Genomic DNA, 11,219 nt, shown 5'->3' with positions numbered 1-11,219 from the left:
GATTAAGTCCTAATAAGCGTAAGTACTACCAGCAAGGAGAGAGGGCTATGAGGCTTATTCTATCTGCATCCTAGCCCTTTTTGTAGCCCCGCAAGGTTAGATGCCCTTCAAAGCCAGGCGATCGCGTTGCATTATTTTGAGTGTCAAAGAGTTTAGTTATGTTAACTAATTCGTCAAAATTAGTTTTAATTAATTGTTACAGGGGATTGGCATAAGCCACCAATTTTAAAAATAGTGCGTTACTATCACAAGCAATAAAAAATCTCCTAGAGGTCTGATATTAATACACCTCTATTTATAAGTTGAAGAGGATAAAAAAGATGGTTCAAAGTATAGGCGGTATAGCGAAATATTCAGCTACCGACCTAGACCGATTTGCTCAAGAACTGAATCAAGACGGAATTTGTGTGATTCCCGGTGTTTTTGAGCAAAAATTAATTGATGAGTGGACACAAGCTTTTGAAAAGTTATTTCACGAGCGTCAAAATCAACCAGGTGGGTTGGCTCCTCGTGAAGTTTCCCGCTACTATTTAACCTTGCCTTGGATTTACCCATTTGCTAATGAATTGGTTTTTGCCAACCTAGTGATTATGGGTATCCTAGAACGTGTGTTTTTCCAAGAATACGTAATGGTTCAGATGGGAGTTGATGTTCCATTCCAGGGTTCAGATTATCAAGAAACCCATCGGGATTTTCGCCCATTATTTAGCGATCGCATAGTAACCCCACTTTACGCCCTAGCAGTCAACTTTCCCCTTGTGGAAGTAACCGCAGAAAACGGGCCGTTTCAAATGGCGCGTGGTACCCATGTCATACCGCGAGAAGAAGGATTAGAAAAGGTTGCCAGTGGTGAAATTCCGATGGAATCCTTTTATATGCAGCCAGGTGACGTAATGGTGCGATCGCCTTTAGCACTGCATCGGGGTTCCCCAAATCGGACAAACCACTCAAGGCCGATGGTAGTCATGGGCTATGCGATGCATTGGTTGCACACACCAAAGGTAGATTTGACTCTTCCACAAGACTATTATCAAAGTCTCCCAGAAAAACTCAAACAGATGCTACGGTGTCAGCTAGTAGAAAGCTTACCTAAGAACAAAGTCGAAACTTACGTGAATTTCAAATACTAGTAGTTTTTCAAGGCAACAATGCTTGGTAAATAAGTTTGTAGTAAGGACTTTAGTCCTTGATTTAAGCTTTAAAGTCCTCACTACAAAGCAAGCATTCTTAACTTGACTAACCATTAGTGGAAGAAGGATTTTTGTCATTTCATAGATAATTAAGATGCAAACTTATACTAATCCGGTCTACAAAGGTTATTTTGCCGATCCTTTTGTTTGGCAACACGAAGGCGTATATTATGCGATCGGCACTGGCGCAGCAGAAGCAGAAGGAACGGTAGATGAAATAGCGGACGCACCAAATGTTAACTCCAATAACAAATCGCGTGTTTTTCCTCTGTTACGCTCCTTCGACTTTGTAAGTTGGGATTATGTTGGGAACGCGCTACAACGGCCAGATCCAGCCCTTGGCGATAATTTTTGGGCCCCGGAAGTTGCTTACTGTGATCGCCAGTTTTATCTATACTATTCTGTGGGGCATGAAGACAAGAATCATCAGTTACGTGTGGCTACAAGCGATACTCCATTAGGCCCTTATCAAGATGTTGGTGAGCCAGTTGTAGATCCAAAATCTTGTCCTTTTGCGATCGATCCGCACCCATTTCAGGATGACGATGGACAATGGTATTTATTTTACGCCCGTGACTTTCTGGATACATCGGATGGAGTGCGTGCCGGCACAGCATTAGTTGTAGACAAATTCCAAACCATGACTAAACTTGCTGGTGAAGGAAAAGTAGTTTTACGTGCGCGATCCGATTGGCAACGGTTTTTAGCCAACCGTTTGATGTATGGTGAAATTTATGATTGGCATACTTTAGAAGGCCCTTGCGTTCGTAAGCATGAAGGGAAATACTACTGCTTTTATAGTGGTGGACGTTGGGAAACTGAGAACTACGGCGTAGATTATGGCATTGCTGACAACGTGATGGGGCCTTACTCTGATGCAGGTAACGAAACCGGGCCACGGGTGTTAAAGTCTGTTCCTAATTTTGTTAGAGGGCCGGGACATAATTCTATTGTTCTTGGGCTAGATGGTAAGACTGAGTATGTTGTCTATCATGCTTGGACGAAAAACATGGATATGCGGCAAATCTGCTTAGATATGCTGATCTGGAAACCAGAAGGGCCATCTTGCAATGGCCCTACTTGGACACCGCAGACTATCAGCAACTATTAAAGATTTTGCGATACATTAACACCGCTCACTTTGGCTGGTATAACAATGCCATAGTAGCCAGCTGCGATCGCAGCTAATGCATTAAGCAAAACATTAGCGCCGAACAATGGCATTAAGCCGAAAAATGTCTTACCCAAAGGCAACAATCCAATAACCGCCAGCAAAGCATAAGAAACTGCAAAACCACGAGTGAATAGACGCGCAGTGGTACTATTGTTGTAAGAAGTAATTCCTAACAACCCTACGGCACAACGTACAATGTTATGCAAAAAGTTGGTGGGAATTGCACCAAAGATATAACCAAAACCCGCCGAATAAGCACTAGTAGATTCATCAAGTGGAACAAAAGATTCACTCGTTCCTGGTAATGAAACCAAAGCTGGTACAAATCCAGCTAAACCTAAAAGTAAATAACTAATTCCGATAGCCAAAGCAATGTAACGCTCGATCAATTTTGCCTGGTTAATGTTTTCCATCTTTTTTCTCTTGGTAAGTATGTAGATGTTTACGAAATAGTAACCGCTAGCTAAGAAATCATGAGAATCTAATTTTTTTATAGATATAAATAGATTGCTCTTAGCTGGTTAACTGTCTAAACACAATATTTATAATTCAACTTTGTCTTTCATATATTTCACTCTATCAAAAGTGATGAATACTATCTTAAGCAAGGCTTTCAATGTATTCTCTGTCAGCCGGTTTAAGATTAAGTTTGAGTTGTTATACCTAAAGTCATAATTTTAATTAAACAAATTAAATCTTTTAGAGTAAAAAGCTTCCAGCACTAGCTACCTATTTATTTGAAAACTCTGAGTTAGAAAAACGCGATCGCTCCATCATTAGAAGCGATCGCGTGAGGTTTATGAATTGAATTACAACCAATGTTACCCACAGCCAAAAGGTTTTTAATCCTACCCAAGGTTGAGAGAACAGATATATCATCAGGGTGAAAATTATAATACTTGTTTCTAATAAACCAACAATAAAAGAAATTACTTCATTTACTATGGTTTACAAAATAATTGTTACAGCAATATGTATTCAACGTAACATTTTAATATATTTTTTGTAAAAAAGAATACCGTTTAATATTTAAAAATTAATCAATTTATATATACTATTAGGGTTAAATATTTAATATGAATAAAAAATCAGGTAATAAATAAGCTGATTTTATTAATATTAATGATAATTGTTTTAATTATCTTGTGTACGAAACCGAACAGACAAGCATAAATATACCTGTATATTAATATTAAGTATCAAAAATTACATTAAATAAATTGATACTTAACTTTGAATTTTATATATTCATAAAAATATAGTGCTTAGGACTTAATACAAAAGCAACTTTATATTTATTTGGGTAGATGAAAGAAGTAGATATAAAACAGTACATTGTTATTAATGGAACCAAGTAATTATTATACCGATTCGATATTGAAAAGCAGCAAAATATGTTGCAAGCTTTTGCATGAAAGTAAGCTTGGTGCTGCCTTACAAAGAAAAGGTATTAGCATTTGGCTAGTCAGAATTAATAATTTAAATAATGAGACGAACTATGACAATTGAAAAATCTCAAGTAAACAACAACGGTGTCAGCAATGTTATTTCGCCAAAGCAGCGTAAAACAAAGCGATCGCAGTTAGCCCAAGCCCAAACGCAATCATCGAGTCTGTCACGGTTGAATTTAACTTCGTCTAACAAAAAAGTTCAATCAACAGAAACCTTTAAAGACACACCTGATATAGTTTGCTTATCTCATTTGCGTTGGAATTTCGTCTATCAAAGACCACAACATTTACTAACTCGCTGCGCTCAAGGAAAGCGAGTGTTCTTTATTGAGGAGCCAATTTTCTCTGAAGAACCCTTGGGAAGGTTAGATATAAACGAAGATTCTAATGGAGTAGTTGTGGTCGTGCCACACCTACCACAAGGTTTAAGTGAAGAGGCAATCAACGCAGATTTACAAGTATTAATCGATGGTTTGTTTGCAGAACATAACATCAACAAATACATTTGTTGGTATTATACACCAATGGCGATCGCCTTTACCCGGCACTTGCAACCGCAAGCTGTGGTGTACGATTGCATGGATGAATTGTCTGCATTCCAGGGAGCATCACCTACTTTAAAGAATTACGAAGCCGAACTATTCAGCCGTGCAGACTTAGTATTTACAGGGGGAGAAAGCCTTTACGAAAGTAAGGTGAACCAGCACCCCAACGTTTATGCCTTTCCCAGCAGTGTAGATGTCCCCCACTTTGGACAGGCGAGAAATATTCAAGAACCAGAAGATCAAGCTCATATTCCCCATCCTCGCCTTGGATTCTTTGGCGTAATTGATGAACGGATGGATATTGAACTGCTTGCTGGAATTGCCGAAGCACGTCCCGACTGGCATTTAGTAATTATTGGGCCAGTTGTCAAAATCGATCCAGCAAATCTGCCACAGCATGAAAACATCCATTATCTCGGTGGCAGAGATTATAAACAACTACCTGCGTATTTAGCAGGCTGGGATTTAGCGATGTTGCCGTTTGCGCGTAATGAGTCAACACGTTTTATTAGCCCTACCAAAACTCCAGAGTATCTTGCCGCAGGTAGACCGGTAGTATCTACCTCCATTCGAGATGTCGTGCGTCCTTACGGAGAATCGAAATTGGTGCGAATTGCAGACACCGTTTCTGACTTTGTTACCGCCGCAGAACAAGCAATGCAAGAAGACACCGCAGCCTCAGAATGGTTGAGTCGAGTAGATGTCTTTTTAGAGAAGATTTCTTGGGATCGTACTTGGGCATCAATGATGAAGTTGATTGACTCGGCGATCGCCGCCCGTGATGGTGAAGACAAAGCTAACTCCACGGGTGCAGCTGGTAAACAAGCACCAAATATCATTACCAGAGATTTTGTCTTCGATTACTTGGTTGTCGGTGCTGGTTTTTCTGGTAGCGTCATTGCAGAACGTTTGGCAAATCAAGGTAAAAAAGTGCTGGTTGTAGACAAGCGCAACCACATAGGCGGCAATGCCTACGATCATTACAACGATGATGGCATTCTTGTACACAAATACGGTCCCCACATCTTTCACACCAATTCCCGCGAAGTCTTTGAATACCTCTCACGCTTTACTCAGTGGCGGTCTTACGAACATCGTGTCCTTGCCAGTGTAGACGGCCAACTTGTTCCGATTCCCATCAACCTCGACACCATCAACAAGCTGTATGGGATGAATCTCAATTCATTTGAGGTGGAAGAGTTTTATAAATCCCTTGCTGAACCTGTAGAAAACATCCGCACTAGTGAAGATGTGGTGGTCAGCAAAGTTGGGCGAGTGCTGTATGAAAAGTTTTTCCGTAATTATACCCGTAAGCAATGGGGACTCGACCCATCGGAACTTGACAAATCAGTAATTGCCAGAATTCCCACACGGACTAATCGTGACGATCGCTATTTTACCGATACTTACCAAGCAATGCCACTGCATGGCTTTACCCGGATGTTCGACAATATGCTCAATCACCCGAACATCAAGGTAATGCTCAACACCGATTATCAAGAAATTCAATCATGCATACCTTGCCGCGAAATGGTTTACTCCGGGCCGGTTGACGAATACTTTGATTATCGTTACGGCAAACTACCATACCGTTCCCTTGATTTCAAGCATGAGACGCACAACACAACTGTGTTTCAAAAAGCGCCAGTAATTAACTATCCCAATGAACAGCTTTATACTCGTGTGACAGAGTTTAAATACTTAACTGGTCAGGAACACTCGAAAACGAGTATTGTTTTCGAGTTTCCCAAAGCTGAGGGAGACCCTTATTATCCTGTACCGCGTCCTGAGAATCAGGAAATTTACAAGAAATACAAGGTGCTGGCTGATGAAACTCCAGGGATCTATTTTATAGGACGATTAGCGACCTACAAGTACTACAACATGGATCAATGTGTTGCTCAGGCTTTGTCTGTGTACAAACAAATTGCGGTTAAGGCTTAAGTAATTTGTAATTCACGCCGTCCGTGTACAACTTTCAAACCTAAACCCCAGCCCCTTCCCTACAAGGGAAGGCTACGGTGTACACACATCTTTCTAGAAAACCAAAATCGTTGTAGATCCCCCTAAATCCACCGATAAATTGGGGGACTTTGAGAGCTTTTTGCCCCTCTAAAAAAGGGGGGTTGGGGGGATCAAAAGCCTGTAACGTAACTCTAGAAGACTTGTGTGTACACCGTAGACAAGGGAAGGAGAGCAAGAATCGAATGGCACTAAGTTGAGCTGAAGGGCATGCAGCGTAAGGATTGCAGAGGAGCAGGGGCGCAGAGGGGAATTTCTAAATATCCGAACGCAAGCCTAAAACTTCTTCTTTCTCCTCTGCACCCCTGCTGCCTCAACGATTTTCCCTTTTCTTAGTGCCATTCGAGCAAGAATCAAAGCCTCTCGGACTGTGGAGGCTACGGTGTACAGACAATCAAATAAAATATCAGCTTGAGTTGTAAATTATGATTTCTGCTTTCAACTTGACACTCAACAGCAACAAAGCACAACTTCCCCTAGAAGTTTGGGGTGGTGTCGAGTGTACGGTTAATCGTGTGAGTGAAGAGTATTTTGATCAGTTAGAACGCAATGGTCATGCAACCCGCTTGGATGACCTAGATTTATTTGCGGAACTCGGCATACACGCCATCCGCTATCCAGTACTTTGGGAGAGGATAGCGCCCAATGGTTTGGAGAATGCTGATTGGTCGTGGGCGGATGAACGGCTGGGACGCTTGCGTGAACTTGGCATCTGTCCAATTGTGGGATTAGTGCATCATGGCAGTGGGCCGCGTGATACCAGCTTGATAGATCCAGAATTTCCTGAGAAACTAGCGGTGTTTGCTCGTGCGGTTGCAGAACGCTATCCTTGGGTAACACATTACACACCTATCAACGAACCACTGACAACAGCACGATTTAGTGGGATGTATGGTCACTGGTATCCCCACGGAAAAGATGATTTAACTTTCGCCCGTGCTTTGTTAGGGGAGTGTAAAGCGATCGCTCTTTCGATGCAGGCAATCCGGGAAGTCAACCCCAATGCCCAACTCGTACAAACTGAGGATTTGGGTAAAACTTATAGTACATCGAAATTAGTATACCAAGCAGAACTAGAAAACGAGCGTCGTTGGTTGAGTCTTGATTTATTGTGTGGTTTAGTTTCCCCAACTCGTCCTATGTGGGGTTACTTGCGCGACTGTGGTATCAGCGAGGCTGAACTTGAGACATTTTTACAAAATACCTGTCCCCCTGACATCATCGGCATTAACCATTACGTGACCAGCGAACGCTTCTTGGATGAAAACACAGAAAATTATCCAGCTTGGACACATGGTGGTAATGGGCAGGACAAGTATGCAGATGTAGATGCGGTGCGAGTTTGTTCTGAGGGTTTGGCAGGGCCACGTTCATTGCTGCTAGAGGCATGGGAACGCTACAATCTGCCACTTGCTGTGACTGAAGTACACGTTAACTGTACTCGTGAGGAACAACTACGCTGGCTTTATGAGGTGTGGAATGCAGCGCAGGAAGTACGACACGAGGGTGTTGATGTTCGTGCTATCACTGTATGGTCGCTTCTGGGTACTTACGATTGGAATAGCTTAGTAACTCGTTGGGTAGGTTATTACGAGTCAGGCGTATTTGATTTGCGCTCATCACGTCCCAGACAAACAGCGATCGCTAAAATGGTGCGAGATTTAGCCACTGGGCACAAACCCAATCATCCACTACTTGATACACCAGGATGGTGGCATCGAGAAGAGCGCTTATTATACCCAGCCGTCAATTGTCGCATATCTTCCCCATCTCTCCCGTTTTCATGCCCTGCTTCCAATCGTCCCCTAGCGATCGTGGGAGCCACAGGAACTCTAGGCAAGGCTTTTGCTCGGTTGTGTGAAGTACGAGGAATTACATATCGCCTACTGACACGCAAAGAGATGGACATTGCCAATCCTGTTTCTGTTAATAAAATACTTGCCGAGTTACAACCGTGGGCGGTTGTGAATGCTGCGGGATACGTGCGGGTGGACGATGCCGAACGCGAACCTGATATTTGTTTAAAGGTAAACGCTGAAGGGGCAGCGATTTTAGCTGCTGCTTGCGCTCAACATAATGTGGGGCTGCTAACTTTCTCTTCAGATTTGGTATTCGATGGTGCTGAGTCTAATCCTTATGTCGAAACTGATACCGTTGCGCCTCTCAATGTATATGGATGCAGCAAAGTTTTGGCAGAAAAGCTGGTATTGCACGCTCATCCGGCATCGCTAGTGATTCGCACCAGCGCATTTTTCGGCCCTTGGGATGAATACAACTTTGTCACGAGCGCTCTACGGCAATTAGCTGCTGGTAATACTTTTGTTGCAGCCGAAGATGCGATCGTTTCCCCTACTTATGTACCCGATCTTGTCCATACCAGCCTTGATTTACTGATTGATGGCGAAAAAGGTTTGTGGCATTTGGCCAACAAAAGTGCTGTAGCTTGGTCTGACTTAGCCCGATTAGCAGCTAAAAAAGCAGGTGTAAGCGTCAAAAATTTGATTTCTCTCCCTACACAAGAACTTAGTTGGATTGCTCCCCGCCCAGCTTACAGCGTTCTTGGTAGCAATCGAGGTGAATTAATGCCACATCTTGACAGTGCAATTTCTCGCTACTTGGAAGAAAGAAATTAGTACAAAAAAGTTTTGAATCGTAATCCAATCCAAAATCTAAAATCAAACATTGTTTTCAATCCCCAATTCCAATTATGTCAACTATTTTAGTAACGGGAGGAGCCGGATATATTGGCTCCCATGCTGTATTAGCTCTGAAAAACGCAGGTTATGAAGTAATCGTTTTAGATAATCTGTCGAACGGACATCGAGAACTTGTAGAAGAAGTTTTGCAGGTAAAATTGATTGTTGGAGATATGAGCGATTGCTCTCTTCTTGATGATATATTTTCAACTCACAATATAACTGCGGTTATGCATTTTGCTGCTTATATCGCAGTGGGTGAATCTGTTATCGACCCAGCCAAATATTACCAAAATAATGTTGCAGGTACTCTGACGCTTTTAGAAGCAATGATTGCTGCATCAGTTAAGAAATTTATCTTTTCTTCTACTTGCGCTCTCTATGGTGTGCCAAAGTTCGTTCCCCTTACCGAAGATCATCCGCAAGATCCCATTAGTCCTTACGCTACTAGCAAGTGGATGGTAGAGCGGATATTATCAGATTTTGATACAGCCTACAATTTGAAGTCTATACGTTTTCGCTATTTTAATGCCGCAGGTGCTGACCCTGATGGATTACTTGGTGAAGACCACGAACCTGAAACTCATCTCATACCATTAGTACTACTAACTGCTTTTGGTAAGCGCGAATCTATTTTGATTTTCGGCACTGATTACCCTACCCCAGACGGAACTTGTATCCGCGATTATATTCATGTAACTGACTTAGCACAAGCCCATATCTTAGGTTTGGAATATCTGCTCAAAGGGGGAGAAAGTGAAGTATTTAATCTAGGAAATGGTAATGGTTTTTCAGTCAGAGAAGTGATAGAAACTGCTAAAGAGATAACAGGCAAAGAAATTAAAATAGAAGAACGCTATTGCAGACCAGGCGACCCTCCTATTTTAGTTGGCAGTAGCGACAAAGCAACTAAAATATTGGGTTGGCATCCAGAGTATCCTAATTTGAACGAAATTATCGCCCATGCTTGGCAATGGCATCAACAACGACATAAGTAAAGACAATTGGCTCTTGCGTCCCTTTTATGGTGCTTGAGGATTGATTGTAACAAAACCCTTGTGGGGCAAGGGTTATAAAGACTTATAATACTGTTTTGAATGAAATGCTTATAGGGTAAGGCTTTCAATGATTTTCAAGCAGATTTTCCATAAAAATAAGCGAAGAACCAGACAATTTAAAACATCCTGTAAGGCTTAGAAATTCATTCTTTAGGTAGTCATAAGCCAATACTCCAATGATGCCGAATATGATAGCGCTCGCAAAATCATCAATCTTGTCTAGGTGGTACTGGGAAAAATGCCAAGTGGGTGCAATTCCTAAATGTGTGATTGCTGCAAATACCAAATAACTAGCGCAACTTGAAACAACGGTTGGCATCAAGGCTTCGTAATATTTCACAATATGCTATCGGAAGAATTTTTGTCTTGACAACAATATTTTCACCTCTGCCTGATGGTAGATTCATGAGTTTGAAATATCACAATTTAATTTAACACCAGACTATACTTATGGCAGACGAACGAGGACATTAATCTAGTTAATTTAGGAATCAAATAGCAACTTCAATCTCAATAATTTTGATTGACATTGTTAATTGTAGTTTAGAAAAAAAGATTTTTCTAGATTTCAGCAAATTGCTTAGTGGCTTCAGAACTTTTTAACTTTAAACTCAGGAGATCCCAATGAACGTAAACTACAGTAAAAATTTGCTCCTCATGCTTGCTGGCTTCGTGGGAGTTGCTAGTACTGGTGCTTTAATGAGTCTTCCTGTACACGCTCTGTCCCAAAATACTATCTCTAGTACAGGGGAAACTAATCATGCTCCTATAGGTGATAGATTATACTCCCAAGCAGGAGGCGCTACAGATGGTTCTAATACCGGAACGCAGCAATACCCAAATAACGGCACTACCGGAACGCAGCAATATCCAAATAACGGCACTACCGGAACGCAGCAATATCCAAATAACGGCACTACCGGAACGCAGCAATACCCAAATAACGGCACTACCAGAACGCAGCAATACCCAAATAACGGCACTACCAGAACGCAGCAATATCCAAATAACGGCACTACCGGAACGCAGCAATATCCAAATAACGGCACTACCGGAACGCAGCAATATCCAAATAACGGCACT

General features: G+C 41.8%; 8 protein-coding genes and 1 pseudogene. 6 read left to right on the top strand and 3 right to left on the bottom strand.

Annotated elements, in window-relative coordinates; all coding sequences use genetic code 11:
* Window positions 1-320 precede the first annotated feature (320 nt).
* Both V7L31_RS32150 and V7L31_RS32145 read left to right on the top strand, forming a co-directional pair.
* On the top strand, window positions 321-1,130 hold the full coding sequence (locus tag V7L31_RS32150) for a phytanoyl-CoA dioxygenase family protein (RefSeq protein WP_334699987.1): 810 nt from the start codon (window positions 321-323) through the stop codon (window positions 1,128-1,130).
* Window positions 1,131-1,284: 154 nt separating this feature from the next.
* On the top strand, window positions 1,285-2,301 hold the full coding sequence (locus V7L31_RS32145; protein WP_334699986.1) for a glycoside hydrolase family 43 protein: 1,017 nt from the start codon (window positions 1,285-1,287) through the stop codon (window positions 2,299-2,301).
* Here V7L31_RS32145 and V7L31_RS32140 read toward each other — a convergent pair.
* On the bottom strand, window positions 2,298-2,777 hold the full coding sequence (locus V7L31_RS32140; protein WP_334699985.1) for a DUF4383 domain-containing protein: 480 nt from the start codon (window positions 2,775-2,777) through the stop codon (window positions 2,298-2,300). The two genes, V7L31_RS32145 and V7L31_RS32140, sit on opposite strands and share 4 nt — an antisense overlap.
* 316 nt (window positions 2,778-3,093) lie before the next feature.
* On the bottom strand, window positions 3,094-3,243 hold the full coding sequence (locus V7L31_RS32135) for a hypothetical protein (protein ID WP_334699984.1): 150 nt from the start codon (window positions 3,241-3,243) through the stop codon (window positions 3,094-3,096).
* 619 nt (window positions 3,244-3,862) lie between these two features.
* Here V7L31_RS32135 and glf point away from each other — a divergent pair.
* From glf to galE, 3 genes are all read left to right on the top strand, one after another.
* Window positions 3,863-6,304: a UDP-galactopyranose mutase gene (gene glf / locus V7L31_RS32130; protein ID WP_334699983.1), complete on the top strand. Its 2,442-nt coding sequence runs from the start codon at window positions 3,863-3,865 to the stop codon at window positions 6,302-6,304.
* 503 nt (window positions 6,305-6,807) lie between these two features.
* Entirely contained in the window at window positions 6,808-9,015 is a 2,208-nt protein-coding gene (locus V7L31_RS32125) for a family 1 glycosylhydrolase (RefSeq protein ID WP_334699982.1), read from the top strand.
* 74 nt (window positions 9,016-9,089) lie between these two features.
* Complete coding sequence (gene galE / locus V7L31_RS32120) at window positions 9,090-10,076, top strand: UDP-glucose 4-epimerase GalE (protein WP_334699981.1); 987 nt, start codon at window positions 9,090-9,092, stop codon at window positions 10,074-10,076.
* Between the two features lie 223 nt (window positions 10,077-10,299).
* Here galE and V7L31_RS32115 read toward each other — a convergent pair.
* Window positions 10,300-10,482: pseudogene (locus tag V7L31_RS32115) on the bottom strand (chloride channel protein); the annotation flags it as partial.
* 278 nt (window positions 10,483-10,760) lie between these two features.
* Between V7L31_RS32115 and V7L31_RS32110 the strand changes: the two are divergent.
* Window positions 10,761-11,219, top strand: a 459-nt coding sequence (locus tag V7L31_RS32110) for a hypothetical protein (RefSeq protein WP_334699980.1), incomplete at its 3' end; no start/stop codon positions are given.

This window comes from Nostoc sp. (assembly GCF_036916655.1).
Classification (GTDB): domain Bacteria; phylum Cyanobacteriota; class Cyanobacteriia; order Cyanobacteriales; family Nostocaceae; genus Nostoc.
Note: the sequence above shows the minus strand (reverse complement) of the source record. Positions and strands in the feature narration are given on the sequence as shown.

Bases quoted from the DNA above. Each gene is read 5' to 3' on its own strand.
- galE (WP_334699981.1), top strand. From the start codon at position 9,090: ATGTCAACTATTTTAGTAACGGGAGGAGCCGGATATATTGGCTCCCAT.
- V7L31_RS32125 (WP_334699982.1), top strand. From the start codon at position 6,808: ATGATTTCTGCTTTCAACTTGACACTCAACAGCAACAAAGCACAACTT.
- V7L31_RS32140 (WP_334699985.1), bottom strand. From the start codon at position 2,777: ATGGAAAACATTAACCAGGCAAAATTGATCGAGCGTTACATTGCTTTG.
- V7L31_RS32150 (WP_334699987.1), top strand. From the start codon at position 321: ATGGTTCAAAGTATAGGCGGTATAGCGAAATATTCAGCTACCGACCTA.
- V7L31_RS32145 (WP_334699986.1), top strand. From the start codon at position 1,285: ATGCAAACTTATACTAATCCGGTCTACAAAGGTTATTTTGCCGATCCT.
- V7L31_RS32135 (WP_334699984.1), bottom strand. From the start codon at position 3,243: ATGATATATCTGTTCTCTCAACCTTGGGTAGGATTAAAAACCTTTTGG.
- glf (WP_334699983.1), top strand. From the start codon at position 3,863: ATGACAATTGAAAAATCTCAAGTAAACAACAACGGTGTCAGCAATGTT.